The organism is Castellaniella defragrans (genome assembly GCF_014203015.1).
In the GTDB taxonomy this organism is placed as follows: Bacteria; Pseudomonadota; Gammaproteobacteria; order Burkholderiales; family Burkholderiaceae_B; genus Castellaniella; species Castellaniella defragrans.
In genome coordinates this window covers 1-16224 of the sequence record NZ_JACHIB010000010.1, presented here as the reverse complement: position 1 = coordinate 16224, position 16224 = coordinate 1, and the positions used below count along the sequence as shown (strand labels likewise).

The following is a 16224-nucleotide window of genomic DNA, read 5'->3' as shown; positions in this document are numbered from 1 at the left end:
AGCAATCCGGCATAGCTGCTAGTGACGCGCCCGGTCTTACCGGGCCGTCCGGATGCAGGGATAATCGGGAGGCTATGAAGACGACACGCACACTTGCCGGGTTCGATGTGTTTCCCATCGGCCTGGGCTGCATGAGCCTCAGCCACGGTTACGGTCCGGCCGCTTCGCCGGACGCCGCCGAAGCCCTGCTGCTGGGGGCGCTGGACCGGGGGGTGACGCTGTTCGACACGGCGGCGCTCTACGGCTTCGGCCACAACGAGGAAATCCTGGGCCGGGTGCTGGCCCCGCATCGCAGCCGCTTCATGCTGGCCAGCAAATGCGGCATCTTCCGCGAAGACGGCCGGCGCCGCATCGACGGCCGGCCCGAGACGCTGCGCCGCACCTGCGAGGATTCGCTGCGCCGCCTGCGCACCGACGTGATTGACCTGTACTACCTGCACCGCTGGGACAAGTCCGTGCCCATCGAGGACAGCGTGGGCGCCCTGGCGGACTTGGTCCGCGCGGGCAAGATCCGCGCCATCGGCCTGTCCGAAGTCTCGGCCGACACGCTGCGGCGGGCGCACGCCGTGCACCCGGTCGCCGCCGTCCAGAGCGAATATTCCCTGTGGTCGCGCGAGGTCGAGATCGCCGTCCTGGGGGCCTGCCGCGAGCTGGGCGCGGCGCTGGTGGCCTTCAGCCCGCTGGGGCGGGCATTCCTGGCCGACGGCCTGCCCGACGTGGCGCGGCTGCACGACACGGACCTGCGGCGGCGCATGCCGCGCTTCCAGCCCGAGGCCTACGCGCGCAACCTGGCGCTGCTGGAGCCGCTGCGGCGCATGGCCCGGGACCACGGCTGCACGCCCGGCCAGCTGGCGCTGGCCTGGCTGCTGCACCAGGGCGAGGACGTCATCCCCATTCCCGGCACGACGCGGCTGGCGCACCTGGAGGAAAACCTCGGGGCGGCCGGCGTGCGGCTGGATGCCGAAGCCCGCGACGAACTGGCGCGGCTGTTCGCCCGCGACCGGGTGGCGGGCGAGCGCTACGGGCCCGCCACGCAGGCGGAAGTCGATACGGAACGGTTTCCGGCGTCCTGAGGACGCCTTGCGGCCCGCCGTCCGCGCCGGGCCGCGTGCGCGGTCCGCGCTTGGATCGGAATCATTGAAGGGAGCTACGAAAGCCATGCAAGGAACTCGATTGGGCCTGATCGGCTACGGTGAAGTGGGCGGCATCTTCTGCGCCGGCCTGAAACCGCAGGTGGACGGCGTCCATGCCTGGGACGTCAAGCTGGCCGACGCGGCCGCGGCGGCGCCGCTGCGCGAGCGCGCGGCGCGCGAAGGCGTCGTCCTGTGCGATTCGGCGGCGGCGCTGTGCGCGGCGAGCGACCTGGTGATTTCCGCCGTCACCGCCTCGAACACCGTGGCGGTGGCGCGCGAGGCGGCCGCGCACCTGCGGCCGGGCACCGTCTTCCTGGACCTGAATTCCGCTTCGCCGGGGGCCAAGCGCCAGGCCGCCGGACTGGTCGAGGCCGCGGGCGGGCGCTACGTCGAGGCGGGGGTGATGACCTCGGTCCCGCCCTACGGCATCCGGGTGCCGATGCTGCTCGGCGGCCCGCACGCCGAGGCCCTGGCCGAGCGGCTGCGCGCCTTCGGCATGGACGCCACCGCCGTGTCGGCGGAACTGGGCGTGGCCTCGGCCATCAAGATGTGCCGCAGCGTCATGATCAAGGGCCTGGAGGCCCTGGTGATCGAAAGCTACACCGCCGCGCGCGCCTACGGCGTCGAGGACTACGTGCTGCCCACGCTGCAGGAAACCTTCCCCTCCATCGACTGGACGGAGCAGGGCCGCTATTTCTACAGCCGCGTCGTGCAGCACGGCCGCCGCCGCGCCGAGGAAATGCGCGAGGTCGCCAACACCGTGCGCGAAGCCGGCTTCGAGCCCTGGATGGCCGCCGCGACCGCCGAGAAGCAGGACTGGGTCGCCGGGCTGGCGGCGCAAGGCCTGTTCGCGGACGTCGAGGCGGCGGGCGGCTGGCAGGCGTACGCCGATCGCCTGATCGCCCAGGCGCGCGACTGACGCACCCCGGGGCGGGCGCCAGAGCAGCGCCGCGCCCGGAGGCGGAAGAGGAGGCCGCCATCCATGACAGAACAGATCCACGTCACGGGACGCGAGCGCGTCCTGTCCGAAACCGACCGCATCGTCCTGGCGACCGACCTGGAAGGCCGCATCAAGTACGTCAACCGGGATTTCCTGCGGATCAGCGGCCATGAGCCGCACGAGGTCCTGGGCGCGTCCCAGGCCATTCTGCGCCACCCCGACATGCCGCGCGAGCCGTTCGCGGACCTGATGCGGACGGTGCGCGCCGGGCGCACCTGGTCGGGCCTGATGAAGAACCGCTGCCGGAACGGCGACCACTACTGGGTGCACATCGACGCGGCGCCCGTGGTGCGCGACGGCCGGGTCGCGGGCTTCACGTCGATCCGCACCCGGCCCGCGCGCGCCGAGGTCGAGCGGGCCGACCGCGCCTATCAGGCCATGGCCCGGGGCGCCGGCGGGGTGCGCATCCGCGAAGGCCGCATCATCGAGGGCGCCGCCCGCCTGTGGCGGTCCTGGCCGCTGCGCGTGCGCCTGGCGCTCTATGCCGCCGGCGTGCTGGCGGCGCTGGCCGCCCAGGCCGGGCTCGCCCAGGCCGGCGGCCCGGCGGTCTGGCTGCCCGCGGCGGCCGGCGGACTCTGGACGGTGCTGGGCGGCCTGAAGCTCTGGACCGACATCACCGCCCCGCTGCGCGCCATGCGCGCCGAGATCGAGCACATCAGCGCGGGCGACCTGTCCCGCCGCCTGCCGGTGGACCAGCCGGGCGAGCTCGCCGAACTGGCGCACGGCCTGCGCATCCTGCAGATCAACATCAAGCTCCTGCTGGTGCGCATCCTGGAATCCACCGAGGTCGTGGTGGCGGGCGTGCGCGACATCGCGGGCGGCAACGACGATCTGGCCGGCCGCACCGAGGCCCAGGCCAGCTCCCTGGAGGAGACCGCCGCCTCGATCGAGGAACTGGCCGGCACGGTGCGGCAGAACGCCGCCAATGCGCGCCAGGCGGCGGAGCTGGCCGACGGCCTGGAAGGGCTGGTGGGCCAGGGCGAGGCCTCCATGGGCGGCGTGGCGCGCACCATGGAAGGCATCCAGAACGAGGCCCGGCGGATCGCGGACATCTCCGGCGTCATCAACGGCATCGCCTTCCAGACCAACATCCTGGCGCTGAACGCCTCGGTCGAGGCGGCGCGCGCGGGCGAGCAGGGCCGCGGCTTCGCCGTGGTGGCCGACGAGGTGCGCAACCTGGCGCAGCGCACCGGCGAGGCCGCGCGCGAGATCGAGGCGCTGGTGGCCGCCTCGGTGCGGGCCATCGGCGACGGCAGCGAGCAGGTGGCGCAGGCCGGGCGCATGTCGGCGGGCATCCGCGAATCGGCCGGGCAGTTCGCCGCGCTGGTGCGCGAGATCGCGCACGCCAGCCAGGAGCAGGAACTGGGCATCGGCCAGGCCAGCCAGGCGGTGGGGCTGATCGACCAGGCCACCCGCGCCAACGCGGCGCTGGTGACGCAGGCCGCGCAGGCGGCCGACCACATCCGCGGGCAGGCCGAGGCCCTGGGCGCGCTGGTGGATTCCTTCAGGCTGTTTGAATCATCGAGGCGGGATACACCTCGCGCACCGTCTCGCGGATCAGGTCGAGCATCGCTTTCTGCGTCAGCGTCGTGATCCGGCCCGAGGCCGTGGCCAGGTACAGCCGGCTGGGCAGTTCGGGCTGGACGATGGGGCGGATGTGGTAGCGGTCCGGCTGGGCCGAGGTCAGCACGGCGTGCTCCGTCAGGATGGCGTAGCCCTCGCCGTCGGCCACCAGGTCCAGGATGGCCTGCACGCCGTCGATCTCCAGGCGGATGTTCGGCTTGCAGCCGATCAGGGCCATCTGCGATTCCAGCAGCATGCGCACCGTGTGCGGGCGGTTGGGGATCACCAGCGGGATGTTCACCAGCGCGCGCAGCGGCATCGCCTGCTGCGAGGGATGCGGCCCGCGCGGGCCGACCAGGTACAGCAGCTCGCTGGTCAGCGGGCTGAGCTCCAGGTCGGCGGAGGGCGAGGGGTTGTAGAGCAGGGCGATGTCCAGGCGCCCGGCGAGCAGCCATTCCTGCATCACCAGCGACAGGCCCTCGCCGATCGACAGCGTGGCGTTGGGCAGCCGCTTGCGGAACTGCCGCGTGAGCCGCACGGTCATCATCTTCGACGCGCTGGGCGCGATGCCCAGCGCCACCCGGCCGGCCAGCGCGCCCTGCACCCGGCCCATGTCCTCCTTGGCGCGATCGACCTGGTGCAGGATGCCGCGGCAGTGCTCCAGCAGCAGCTTGCCGGCCTCGGTGGTGGTGACGCCGCGGCCGTTGCGGTTCAGCAGGTTCTGGCGCAGTTCGACCTCCAGCATGCGGACCTGCCGGCTGAGGGCCGGCTGGGCGATGTTCAGCGCGTGCGAGGCCTGGGTGAAGCTGCCCAGCTCGGCCACGCGCATGAAGTATTCCAATTGCTTCAGATCCATGGCATCGGTGTCGTATCGAGAGGAATCAGGGTTTACCCTTAAATTCGGTATTGCATTGTATAGATCATATCATTTCGGCATAGCTGATAGTGGACGTATGCCCTTATGCATTGCAGGGCGCACGTCCATAATGGGCTCCATCGAACACAATGTGGTGATGTGATGCAGAAATCCATTCCTGCCCTGTTCATGCGCGGCGGCACGTCGCGCGGGCCCTTCTTCCTGGAATCCGACCTGCCCGCCGACACGGCGGCGCGCGACCGGGTGCTGCTGGCGGTGATGGGCTCGCCGGACCGGCGCCAGATCGACGGCCTGGGCGGCGCCCATCCCCTCACCAGCAAGGTCGGCATCGTGCGGCCCGGCACCACGCCGGGCGTGGACCTCGAATTCCTGTTCGCGCAGCTGCAGCCCGACCGCGACACCGTGGACACGACGGCCAACTGCGGCAACATGCTGGCGGCGGTCGTGCCCTTCGCGCTGGAGCGCGGCCTGATCCAGGCCCAGGGCGACGAGACCACCGTCCGCGTGCTGACCCGCAATACCGGCATGCAGTGCGACATCACCGTCCTCACCCCGATGACGCCGGAAGGCCGCCAGGTGTCCTACGAGGGCGATGCGCGCATCGACGGCGTGCCCGGCCGCTCGGCGCCGATCACGATCAATTTCCTCGACACCGCCGGCTCGGTGTGTTCGGGCCTGCTGCCCACCGGCCGGGTGCGCGACCGCGTGCGCGTCGAGCCGCCGGCCGGCGCGGATTTCGAGGCCTTCGAGATCGACGTCACCTGCATCGACAACGGCATGCCGCTGGTGCTGTTCCGCGCCGGCGACGTGGGCTGCACGGGGCACGAGACCCCGGCCGAGCTGAACGCCGACGAGGCGCTCAAGGCCCGCATCGAGGCCCTGCGGCTGCGCACGGGCGAGCTGATGGGCCTGGGCGACGTGTCCTCGCGCAACTATCCCAAGATGACCCTGGTGTCCGAGCCCCGCGAGGGCGGGGCGATCAGCACCCGCAGCTTCATCCCGCACGTCTGCCACGAGGCCATCGGCGTGCTGGCGGCGGTGACGGTGGGCACGGCCTGCGTCCTGGAAGGCTCGGTGCCGCACGACCTGGCGCGCCTGCCCGAAGGCGCGCGCAAGGCGGTGTCGATCGAGCACCCCAGCGGCGAATTCACGGTCGAGCTGGAGCTCGACCCCCAGGATCCCCAGAAGGTCGCGCGCGCGGCGCTGCTGCGCACCGCGCGGCTCATCATGCGCGGCGAAGTCATGGTGCCGGCCGCGGTCTGGCCCCAGGCGCGCTGATCCTCCCCGGACACGGCGATACACAGAAAAGGAATCGTACGACATGAGCAGAAAACCCCTGATCATCGACTGCCACGGCCACTACACGACGGCGCCGCAGGCGCTGGCCGACTGGCGCGACCGGCAGATCGCCGGCATCCAGGATCCGGCGCAACGGCCCAGCCCTTCCGACCTGCGCATCAGCGACGACGATCTGCGCGAGAGCATCGAGAAGAACCAGCTGCGCCTGATGCGCGAGCGCGGCTCCGACCTGACGATCTTCTCGCCGCGCGCCAGCTTCATGGCGCACCACATCGGCGATTTCCAGGTGTCCAGCACCTGGTCGGCCATCTGCAACGAACTCTGCCATCGGGTCGCCACGCTGTTCCCCGACGAATTCGTCATGGCCGCCATGCTGCCCCAGTCGCCGGGCGTGGATCCGGCCACCTGCATTCCGGAACTCGAAAAGTGCGTCGAGGAATACGGCGCGGTCGGGATCAACCTGAATCCGGATCCCTCGGGCGGCCACTGGACCGCGCCGCCGCTGTCGGACCGCTCCTGGTATCCCATCTACGAGAAGATGGTGGAATACGACATCCCGGCGATGATCCACGTATCCACCAGCTGCAATGCCTGCTTCCATACCACGGGCGCCCACTACCTGAACGCCGACACCACGGCCTTCATGCAGTGCCTGACCTCGGACCTGTTCAAGGACTTCCCGACGCTGCGCTTCGTGATCCCGCACGGCGGCGGCGCCGCGCCCTACCACTGGGGCCGCTTCCGCGGCCTGGCCCAGGCGCTGAACAAGCCCCTGCTCGACGAGCACCTGCTCAACAACGTGTTCTTCGACACCTGCGTCTACCACCAGCCGGGCATCGACCTGCTGACCCGCGTGATCCCGGTGAAGAACGTGCTGTTCGCCTCCGAGATGATCGGCGCGGTGCGCGGCATCGACCCCGAGACCGGGCACCATTTCGACGACACCAAACGCTACATCGAAGCCGCCGCGACGCTCAGCGACGCCGACCGCTTCCAGATCTACGAGGGCAACGCGCGCCGCGTGTATCCGCGCCTGGACGCCGCCCTGAAGGCCAAGGGCCTGTAACCCCTGAGGAGGAATACGGACATGAGCACCCCCCTGAACCAGCTCGGCGTCGTTCACCGCACCATCCAGCGCGCCGATCCGGCCGCCGTCGAACGGCTCGCGCGCTTCGGCGTGGCGACCATCCACGAGGCCATGGGCCGCGTGGGCCTGATGAAGCCCGTCATGCGCCCCATCTGGCGCGGCGCGCGCATGTGCGGCACGGCCGTCACGGTGCTGCTGCAGCCCGGCGACAACTGGATGCTGCACGTGGCTGCCGAGCAGATCCAGCCCGGCGACGTGGTGGTGGCCGGCTGCACCACCGACAGCACCGACGGCTTCTTCGGCGATCTGCTGGCCACCTCGTTCAAGGCGCGCGGCGCGCGCGGCCTGGTGATCGACGGCGGCGTGCGCGACGTCGATACGCTGGAATCCATGGATTTTCCGGTATTCAGCCGCGCCATCAGCGCCAAGGGCACCGTCAAGGGCACCCTGGGCTCGGTCAACATCCCCGTGGTGTGCGCCGGCGCGCTGGTGAACCCGGGCGACGTGGTGGTGGCCGACACCGACGGCGTGGTGGTGGTGCCCGCCGCCATCGCCGGCGAAGTCGCCGCCAAGGCCCAGGCCCGCGAGGACAACGAAGGCGCCAAGCGCGACATCTTCGCCTCGGGCGTGCTGGGCCTGGACTACTACAAGATGCGCGAAGGCCTGGAAAAGGCCGGCCTGAAATACATCGATTGAGACCCATCGACCGAGACACATCGACAGAGGATTTGCGATGACCACCGCCGAAACTTTCACCAAGACCCCGGGCTGGCTGGATTACTACGACGGCCCCAGCCGTCCGCGCTTCCGCCTGCCCGCCGGGGCGGTGGACGCGCATTGCCACGTGTTCGGCCCCGGCGCGGTGTTCCCCTACGCGCCGGAGCGCAAGTACACGCCCTGCGACGCGCCCAAGGAAGCCCTGTTCGCCCTGCGCGACCACCTGGGCTTCGAGAAGAACGTGATCGTGCAGGCGACCTGCCATGGCACCGACAACCGTGCCCTGGTCGATGCGCTGCGCGCCTCCGGCGGCCGCGCGCGCGGCGTGGCGACCGTCTCGCGCGAGGTCACCGACGCCGAGCTGCGGGCCATGCACGAGGCCGGCGTGCGCGGCACGCGCTTCAATTTCGTCAAGCGCCTGGCCGATTTCACGCCGCGCGAAGTGCTCGCCGAGATCGCCGCGCGCATCGCGCCGCTGGGCTGGCACGTCGTGGTTTATTTCGAGGCGCAGGATCTCCCGGAACTGTATGATTTCTTCACCACGCTGCCGACGACGGTGGTGGTCGATCACATGGGCCGGCCCGACGTGACCAAGCCCGTGGACGGCCCGGAATTCGGCCTGTTCGTGAGGATGATGCAGGACCATGGGAACATCTGGAGCAAGGTCAGCTGCCCGGAACGCCTGAGCCAGTCGGGCCCGCCGGCCCTGAACGGCGAGCAGCACGCCTACCGCGACGTCGTGCCCTTCGCGCGCCGGCTGGTGGAAACCTTCCCCGACCGCGTGCTGTGGGGCACCGACTGGCCCCATCCGAATCTCAAGTCCCACATGCCCGACGACGGCCTGCTGGTGGATTACATCCCCCAGATCGCGCCGACGGCCGAGTTGCAGCGCAAGCTGCTGGTGGACAATCCGAACCGCTTGTACTGGAGTTGAGCCATGTCCCTGAACAAGCCTTATACCGACGTGCCCGGCACGACCATCTTCGACGCCGACCAGTCCCGCAAGGGCTACCACCTGAACCAGTTCTGTATGTCGCTGATGAAGGCGGAGAACCGCGAACGGTTCCGCGCCGACGAACGCGCCTACCTGGACGAGTGGCCCATGACCGAGGAGCAGAAGCAGGCCGTGCTGGCGCGCGACCTGAACCGCTGCCTGGAGCTGGGCGGCAACATCTATTTCCTCGCCAAGATCGGCGCCACCGACGGACGTTCCTTCCAGTACATGGCCGCCAGCATGACCGGCATGACGCAGGAAGAATACGCCGCGATGATGCTGGCCGGCGGCCGCAGCATCGAAGGCAACCGCCGCACCGGAGAAAAGCAATGAACCAGACGCATGCCCGCATCGGCGCGAGTGTCTACACCTCGCACGTGCCCGCGATCGGCGCCGCCATCGACCTGGGCAAGACCGGCAACGACTACTGGGCGCCGCTGTTCAAGGGCTACGAGCCGTCCAAGCAGTGGATGAAGGACCATCGTCCCGACGTCATCTTCCTGGTCTACAACGACCACGCCACGGCGTTCAGCCTGGACATGATCCCGACCTTCGCGATCGGCTGCGCGGCGCAGTTCAATCCGGCCGACGAAGGCTGGGGCGCGCGTCCGGTGCCGACCGTCATCGGCCATCCGGCCCTGGCCGCGCACATCGCCCAGTCGGTGATCCAGCAGGACTTCGACCTCACCATCGTCAACAAGATGGACGTGGACCACGGCCTGACGGTGCCGCTGTCGCTGATGTGCGGCCAGCCCGAGGCCTGGCCCTGCCCGGTGATCCCCTTCGCCGTCAACGTGGTGCAGTATCCCGTGCCCTCGGGCCGCCGCTGCTTCGAGCTGGGCCGCGCCATCCGCCGCGCCATCGAAAGCTACGACGAGCCCCTGAACGTGCACATCTGGGGCACGGGCGGCATGAGCCACCAGCTGCAGGGGCCGCGCGCCGGCCTGATCAACCGCGAGTTCGACAACGCCTTCATGGACCGGCTGATCGCCGATCCGGCCGGCCTGGCCGGCGTGCCGCACATCGACTACGTGCGCGAGGCGGGCTCGGAAGGCATCGAGCTGGTGATGTGGCTGATCGCCCGCGGCGCCATGGCCGATGCGGCGGGCGGCCCGGCGCCGCGCGTCGCGCACCGCTTCTACCACGTGCCGGCCTCGAACACGGCCGTGGGCCATCTGATCCTGGAGGAACAACAATGACCGAACGCACCCTGAAGGTCGCGCTGGCCGGCGCCGGCGCCTTCGGCATCAAGCACCTGGACGGCATCGCCCGCATCGACGGCGTGGAAGTCGTTTCCCTGGTCAGCCGCGACATCGAAAAGACCCGCGAGACGGCGCGGAAATACGGCATCGGCCATGCCGCCACCGAGCTGGACGAAGCCCTGGCGCTGCCCGAGGTCGATGCCGTGATCCTGTGCACGCCGACGCAGATGCACGCGTCCCAGGCCATGGCCTGCCTGCGCGCCGGCAAGCACGTGCAGGTCGAGATCCCCATGGCCGACCGCCTGGCCGACGCCGAGGCCCTGGTCGCCCTGGCGCGCGAGACCGGCAAGGTCGCCATGTGCGGCCACACGCGGCGCTTCAACCCCAGCCACCAGTACGTGCACCAGCGCATCGAGCGCGACGAATTCCACATCCAGCAGATGGACGTGCAGACGTACTTCTTCCGCCGCACCAACATGAACGCGCTGGGCCAGCCGCGCAGCTGGACCGACCACCTGCTGTGGCACCACGCGGCGCACACGGTGGACCTGTTCGCCTACCAGTGCGGCAGCCCCATCGTGCGGGCCAACGCGCTGCAGGGGCCGATCCACCCCGAGCTGGGCATCGCCATGGACATGTCCATCCAGCTCCTGGCGGCCAACGGCGCGCTCTGCACGCTGTCGCTGAGCTTCAACAACGACGGCCCGCTGGGGACCTTCTTCCGCTACATCGGCGACACGGCGACCTACATCGCCCGCTACGACGATCTGTACACCGGCCGCGAGGAGCCCATCGACGTCAGCCAGGTGGACGTGTCGATGAACGGCATCGAACTGCAGGACCGCGAATTCTTCGCAGCCATCCGCGAAGGGCGGGAACCGAACGCCAGCGTGGCGCAGGTTCTGCCGTGCTACCGGGTGCTGCACGACCTCGAGCAGCAACTGTCCGGCCAGACGGGCCGGACGTGATCCATCCTTTCCTCCCTACGAACCCACAAGCAGGAGCGAGACCATGAAACTCAGCAAAACCCTGGTGGCGGCGGCCCTGGCCTTCGGCCTGGCCCCGGCATTCGGCACGGCCCAGGCCGCCGACCTGAAGATCGGCGTGGTGATGCCGATGTCCGGGCCGTTCGCCGCCCACGGCAAGCAGATCAAGCACGGCATCGACGTGTTCCTGGCCGAGCACGGCGACACCGTCGCCGGCCGCAAGGTCAAGATCATCATCAAGGACGACACCGGCATCGCCCCGGCGGTGGCCAAGCGCCAGGCCCAGGAACTGCTCATCAAGGACAAGGTCGACATCCTGGCCGGCTTCACCCTGACGCCCAACGCCTTCTCCGTCGCGCCCCTGGCCACGGAAGCCAAGGTGCCGATGGTGGTGCTGAACGCCGCCACCTCCTCGATCACCGAGAAGTCGCCCAACATCGTGCGGGTATCCATGACCCTGCCGCAGGTCACCGCGCCGATGGCGCAGTGGGCCTATGCCAACAGCATCAAATCGGTCTACACCCTGGTGTCCGACTATGGTCCGGGCCACGACGCCGAGCAGCAGTTCCAGAAGACCTTCACCAGCCTGGGCGGCAAGATCACGGGCGAGGTCCGCACGCCGGTCAACACGCCGGACTACGCGCCGTTCCTGCAGCGCGTGAAGGACGCCAAGCCCGACGCCGTGTTCTTCTTCGTGCCCAACGGCGAGCAGGGCGTGGCCCTGGCCAAGGGCTACAAGGAACGCGGCCTGGACCAGGCCGGGATCAAGGAACTGGCCACGGGCGACGTGACCGACGAGGACGTGCTCGACGCCATGGGCGACGCGGCCATCGGCATGATCACCTCATTCCACTACTCGGCCGTGCACGATTCGCCGGAAAACAAGGCCTTCGTGGCCGCCTACCACAAGGCCTTCCCCAATGACCGCCCCAACTTCGTGGCGGTGGCGGGCTACGACGGCATGGCGCTCATCTACAAGGCCCTGGAAAAGACCCAGGGCGACGCCGGCGCCGACGCCTTCATGGCGGCGGTCAAGGGCATGAAGTGGACCAGTCCGCGCGGCCCGGTGGAAATCGACCCGGAAACGCGCGACATCGTCCAGAATGTCTACATCCGCAAGGTCGAGAAGGTGGACGGCGTGCTGCAGAACGTGGAATTCGACAAGATCGAGGCCGTCAAGGACCCCGGCAAGCAGAAGTGATCGCCGCTCCGGGCGCGCGGCCCCCGCTCTCGCGGGCGGGGCCCGCCGCGCCCGGACGGTCCGGAACCGGATCTTTCCCAGTCCTGGAATCAATATGACCATACTCTTCGACGGCATTGCCGCGGGCATGCTGCTGTTCCTGATCAGTGTCGGCCTGTCGGTGACGCTGGGCCTGATGAATTTCGTCAACCTGGCCCATGGCGCGTTCGCCATGCTGGGCGGCTATGCCTGCGTCGTGCTGCTCAACAGCTATGGCGTCCCGTTCCTGGCGACGCTGCCGGCGGCCATCCTCGTGCCCGCCCTGGCCGGCATCGTGCTCGAACGCACCCTCTACCGCCGCCTGTACGCGGCCTCCGACCTGGACCAGGTGCTGTTCTCCATCGGCCTGGTGTTCATGTCCGTGGCCGCCGCCCATTATTTCTTTGGCGCGCAGCAGCAGCCGCTGCACCTGCCCGCCTTCCTGACCGGACAGATCCACCTGCCCGGCGTGGACGTCGGCGTCTACCGCCTGTTCCTGATCGCCGCCGGCCTGGTGGTGGCCCTGCTGCTGCAGTGGTCCGTGATCCGCACCTCCTTCGGCGCCCGCCTGCGGGCCGCCGTGGACAACCAGCGCGTCGCGCGCGGCATGGGCATCGACGTCAACCGCGTCTTCAGCCTGACCTTCGCCCTGGGCTCGGCCCTGGCGGGCCTGGGCGGGGCGCTGGGGGTCGAGATGCTGGGGCTGGATCCCGAATTCCCCGTGAAGTACATGGTGTACTTCCTCATCGTGGTGTCGGTGGGGGGCAGCGGCAACATTCTCGGCTCGCTGTATGCCGCCATCCTGCTCGGCGTGGCCGACGTGGCCGGCAAATACTACGTGCCGCAGATCGGCGCCTTCATCATCTATGCCGTCATGGTGGCGACCCTGATCTTCCGCCCCCATGGCCTGTTCGGCCGTTCCCACAAATAGGCCCCGACATGACGACCTCTACCTCGATCGGGACGCCGTCCCATCCGCAGTCCGGCACGGCGGACGCCCTCGGCCGCTACCGCCGCTCGGCCCGCTGGAAGCCGCTGGAATACCTGTTCTGGTGCCTGCCGATCCTGGCGTACTTCGCTTTTCCGGGCAACTACCTGCTGCTGAGCCAGATCGCCATCACCAGCCTGTTCGCCCTGTCGCTGGACCTGATCTTCGGCTACGCCGGGATCATTTCCCTGGGCCACGCCGCCTTCTTCGGCGTGGGCGCCTACACCGTGGGCCTGCTGGGCTCCAACGGCTTCGGGGATCCGCTGCTGGGCCTGCTCCTGGCCGCCGCGATCGCCGCCCTGCTGGGCTTTCTCAGCAGCTTCCTGCTGCTGCGCGGCAGCGACCTGTCGCGCCTGATGGTCACGCTGGGCGTCGCCCTGATGCTCTACGAGCTGGCCAACAAGTTCACCTCCATCACCGGCGGGGTGGACGGCATGCCGGGCGTCGAAGTCGGGCCGATCCTGGGCATGTTCGATTTCGACATGTTTGGCCGCGTCGGCTACATCTATTCGGTCATCGTGCTGTTCGTGCTGTTCTGGTTCGCCCGCCGCCTGGTGCATTCGCCCTTCGGCCAGAGCCTGCGCGGCATCCGCATGAACACCCTGCGCATGCCGGCGCTGGGCGTGCCCGTGAACCGCCGCCTGATCACGGTCTACACCATCGGCGCGGGCTATGCCGGGGTGGCCGGCGCCCTGCTGGCGCAGACGAATTCCTTCGTCTCGCTGGACGTGCTCAGCTTCCAGCGCTCGGCCGACCTGCTGCTGATCCTGATCCTGGGCGGGGCGGGGCACCTGTACGGCGGGCTGCTGGGCGCCATCGTCTTCGTGATCGCCAACTATCTCCTGTCCGACATGAATCCCCAGTACTGGCAGTTCTGGCTGGGCCTGATCCTGGTGCTGGTGGTGCTGTTCGCCCGGGGCGGCATCCTGGGGACGGCCCGCCAGTGGATCGAATCTTCCCGCCACCGCGCCCAGTCGCGCGCCCGCACGGAGTCCCCTTCATGAGCCCCGTTCTGCAGACCCACGGCCTGGTGCGCCGCTTCGGCGGCTTCGTGGCCACCGACAACGTCGATCTCTCGGTCGCGCCCGGCGCCCGGCACGCCCTGATCGGCCCCAACGGCGCCGGCAAGACCACGCTGATCAACCTGCTGACCGGCTACCTGGAGCCCAGCGCCGGCCGCGTCGAGCTGATGGGCCGCGACGTCACGCGCATGCCGCAGCACGAGCGCGTGCGCCTGGGGCTGGTGCGCACCTTCCAGATCAACCAGCTGTTCATGGACATGACGGTGCTCGAATCCGTCGTCCTGGCCGTCAGCGAACGCAGGGGCCTGGGCACGCGCTGGTGGCAGCCGCTGTCCGCCCGCGGCGAGGTCATCGACGAGGCCGCCTCCATCCTGGAACGCCTCAAGCTGCTGTCCGACGCCCTCGAGACCACGCGCAACCTGGCCTACGGCCGCCAGCGCCTGATCGAGATCGCCCTGGCCCTGGCGCTGCAGCCCAAGGTGCTGCTGCTCGACGAGCCGGCGGCCGGCGTGCCCACCGGCGAGAGCCAGGAGCTGTTCGAGACCATCGCCCAGCTGCCGCGCGACGTCACCATCCTGCTGATCGAACACGACATGAATCTGGTTTTCCGTTTCGCCGAACGCATTTCCGTCCTGGTGTCGGGCGCCTTGCTGATCGAGGACACCCCCGAGGTGATCGCGCACCATCCGCGCGTCAAGGAAGTCTACCTGGGAGAAGCCCATGTCTGAGCTGCTGCGCCTGGAAAACGTCTGGGCGGGCTACGGCGACGCCGTCGTCCTGGAAGACCTGTCCCTGTCCCTGGCGGCCGGCGAAAGCCTGGCGCTGCTGGGCCGCAACGGCATGGGCAAGACCACGCTGCTGGCCACCCTGATGGGGGTCACCCGGCTGCGCCGCGGCCGCATCTTCTTCCAGGGCCAGGACATCGCCCAGGTGCCCAGCCACCGCCGCGCCCAGGCCGGCCTGGGCTGGGTGCCGCAGGAACGCGACATCTTCCGTTCCCTGACCGTCGAGGAAAACCTCACCGTGGTCGCCCGGCCGGGCGAATGGACCCTGGAGCGGGTCTACGCCATGTTCCCCCGGCTGCAGGAGCGCCGCGCGAACCTCGGCAGCCAGCTCTCGGGCGGTGAGCAGCAGATGCTCGCCATGGGGCGGGCGCTGATGCTCAACCCCAAGGTGCTGCTGCTGGACGAGCCCCTCGAAGGCCTGGCGCCGCTGATCGCCCAGGAACTGCTGCACATCATCGACCGCATGGTCTCGGAAGGCCGCATGGCCGTGATCCTGGTGGAGCAGCACGCGCGCCAGATCCTGCCGATCACGCGCCGGGCGGTGGTGCTGGAGCGCGGCCGGGTGGTCTATGCCGGCGACAGCGCGGAGCTGCTGCGCGACGGCACGGCGCTGGACCGCTGGCTGGGCGCGGGCGCCACCCAGGAGGGCGGGGAGGCCGCGCCGGCCCGCGCGCCGGCCGAGCGCATTCCCGCCATCGAGGCCATCCAGGAAGAGCACCGCGCCATCGCGGCGATCCTCAACGGCCTTTCGCGCGTGGTGCAGGACATCGAGGACGGCCGGCTGGAGCCGGACTACACCCTGCTGGCAAGCATGATCGAATACATCGCCGAGATGCCCGACAAGCTGCACCATCCCAAGGAAGACCAGATCTTCGCCTTGCTGCGCACCAAGACGCACGACGTGGACGAGCACCTGGACCGGCTGGAGGCCGAGCACCGCGACGCGATCCACGCCACCAGCCGGCTCGACCGCGCCCTGGTCAGCTACGTGCAGGGCGGCGCGGCGAGCTTCCCCGGCTTCCGCGACGCGGTGCGCAGCTACATCGCCGACGAATGGGTGCACCTCAACACCGAGGAGCGCCACATCCTGCCGGCGGCCCGCCGCCTGTTCGCCGCGAACGAATGGGACGCGATCAACGCCGACTTCATCCGCAACGGCGACCCCTGGTCCGGCCCGGACAACCGCTATGCCGAGCTGTTCCGGCGGATCACCCTGCTGGCCCCGGCGCCCATCGGGGTGGGCGCGGCGCCGGCGCACTAGCCCGGAAATTTCGTCAGGCGGGTAAAAAGGAATAGGCGATTCTTGCCCGAGGGCTTATGGTTATTGGTTCTCACGCCAAACAACCAAAAAG

At 69.3% G+C, this 16224-nt stretch carries 16 protein-coding genes and 1 pseudogene; 16 read left to right on the top strand and 1 reads right to left on the bottom strand.

The features are described from left to right. Positions 1 to 74 precede the first annotated feature (74 nt). The 3 genes from HNR28_RS09415 to HNR28_RS09405 all read left to right on the top strand — a co-directional run bounded on the left by HNR28_RS09415 (position 75) and on the right by HNR28_RS09405 (position 3726). Positions 75 to 1073 (top strand): aldo/keto reductase, encoded by a 999-nt coding sequence (locus HNR28_RS09415; protein WP_151025217.1) that lies wholly within the window; start codon positions 75 to 77, stop codon positions 1071 to 1073. A gap of 85 nt (positions 1074 to 1158) precedes the next feature. Then, positions 1159 to 2052 carry an NAD(P)-dependent oxidoreductase gene (locus HNR28_RS09410; RefSeq protein ID WP_151025216.1) on the top strand — a complete coding sequence of 298 codons (894 nt, stop codon included), beginning with the start codon at positions 1159 to 1161 and terminating at the stop codon, positions 2050 to 2052. Between the two features lie 63 nt (positions 2053 to 2115). Further along, positions 2116 to 3726, top strand: a complete 1611-nt coding sequence (locus tag HNR28_RS09405; RefSeq protein WP_184142797.1) for a methyl-accepting chemotaxis protein — start codon at positions 2116 to 2118, stop codon at positions 3724 to 3726. On the opposite strand, the gene HNR28_RS09400 is transcribed toward HNR28_RS09405, so the two are convergent. Further along, complete coding sequence (locus HNR28_RS09400) at positions 3638 to 4552, bottom strand: LysR family transcriptional regulator (protein ID WP_043681992.1); 915 nt, start codon at positions 4550 to 4552, stop codon at positions 3638 to 3640. The genes HNR28_RS09405 and HNR28_RS09400 overlap by 89 nt on opposite strands. A gap of 162 nt (positions 4553 to 4714) precedes the next feature. On the opposite strand from HNR28_RS09400, the gene HNR28_RS09395 reads away from it, so the two are divergent. The 13 genes and pseudogenes from HNR28_RS09395 (at position 4715) to HNR28_RS18445 (ending at position 16133) form a co-directional block, all read left to right on the top strand. Continuing rightward, a complete protein-coding gene (locus HNR28_RS09395; RefSeq protein WP_151025139.1) occupies positions 4715 to 5851 on the top strand; it encodes a 4-oxalomesaconate tautomerase in 1137 nt (378 codons plus the stop codon). Positions 5852 to 5909: 58 nt separating this feature from the next. Beyond that, on the top strand, positions 5910 to 6938 hold the full coding sequence (locus tag HNR28_RS09390) for an amidohydrolase family protein (RefSeq protein ID WP_151025143.1): 1029 nt from the start codon (positions 5910 to 5912) through the stop codon (positions 6936 to 6938). A 21-nt stretch (positions 6939 to 6959) separates the two neighbouring features. Next, on the top strand, positions 6960 to 7655 hold the full coding sequence (gene ligK, locus HNR28_RS09385) for a 4-carboxy-4-hydroxy-2-oxoadipate aldolase/oxaloacetate decarboxylase (RefSeq protein WP_151025138.1): 696 nt from the start codon (positions 6960 to 6962) through the stop codon (positions 7653 to 7655). A gap of 37 nt (positions 7656 to 7692) precedes the next feature. Further along, a complete protein-coding gene (locus HNR28_RS09380; protein ID WP_151025136.1) occupies positions 7693 to 8610 on the top strand; it encodes an amidohydrolase family protein in 918 nt (305 codons plus the stop codon). A gap of 3 nt (positions 8611 to 8613) precedes the next feature. Then, positions 8614 to 9003 carry a protocatechuate 4,5-dioxygenase subunit alpha gene (ligA, locus tag HNR28_RS09375; protein WP_043682003.1) on the top strand — a complete coding sequence of 130 codons (390 nt, stop codon included), beginning with the start codon at positions 8614 to 8616 and terminating at the stop codon, positions 9001 to 9003. Next, on the top strand, positions 9000 to 9869 hold the full coding sequence (locus HNR28_RS09370) for a class III extradiol dioxygenase subunit beta (RefSeq protein WP_151025134.1): 870 nt from the start codon (positions 9000 to 9002) through the stop codon (positions 9867 to 9869). Before ligA ends, HNR28_RS09370 begins: the two co-directional genes overlap by 4 nt. Beyond that, positions 9866 to 10840, top strand: coding sequence for a Gfo/Idh/MocA family oxidoreductase (locus tag HNR28_RS09365; protein ID WP_151025132.1), 975 nt, complete (start codon positions 9866 to 9868; stop codon positions 10838 to 10840). Before HNR28_RS09370 ends, HNR28_RS09365 begins: the two co-directional genes overlap by 4 nt. A gap of 43 nt (positions 10841 to 10883) precedes the next feature. After that, positions 10884 to 12059, top strand: coding sequence for an ABC transporter substrate-binding protein (locus HNR28_RS09360; RefSeq protein WP_151025130.1), 1176 nt, complete (start codon positions 10884 to 10886; stop codon positions 12057 to 12059). 94 nt (positions 12060 to 12153) lie between these two features. Further along, positions 12154 to 13008 carry a branched-chain amino acid ABC transporter permease gene (locus HNR28_RS09355; protein ID WP_043682015.1) on the top strand — a complete coding sequence of 285 codons (855 nt, stop codon included), beginning with the start codon at positions 12154 to 12156 and terminating at the stop codon, positions 13006 to 13008. 8 nt (positions 13009 to 13016) lie between these two features. Further along, a complete protein-coding gene (locus HNR28_RS09350; protein ID WP_151025129.1) occupies positions 13017 to 14069 on the top strand; it encodes a branched-chain amino acid ABC transporter permease in 1053 nt (350 codons plus the stop codon). Continuing rightward, positions 14066 to 14815: an ABC transporter ATP-binding protein gene (locus tag HNR28_RS09345; protein ID WP_151025128.1), complete on the top strand. Its 750-nt coding sequence runs from the start codon at positions 14066 to 14068 to the stop codon at positions 14813 to 14815. Before HNR28_RS09350 ends, HNR28_RS09345 begins: the two co-directional genes overlap by 4 nt. Then, positions 14808 to 15491, top strand: a pseudogene (locus HNR28_RS18450) (ABC transporter ATP-binding protein); the annotation flags it as partial. The gene HNR28_RS09345 and the pseudogene HNR28_RS18450, both read left to right, overlap by 8 nt. Then, positions 15465 to 16133: a hemerythrin domain-containing protein gene (locus HNR28_RS18445; protein WP_409360359.1), complete on the top strand. Its 669-nt coding sequence runs from the start codon at positions 15465 to 15467 to the stop codon at positions 16131 to 16133. The pseudogene HNR28_RS18450 and the gene HNR28_RS18445, both read left to right, overlap by 27 nt. Positions 16134 to 16224 lie beyond the last annotated feature (91 nt).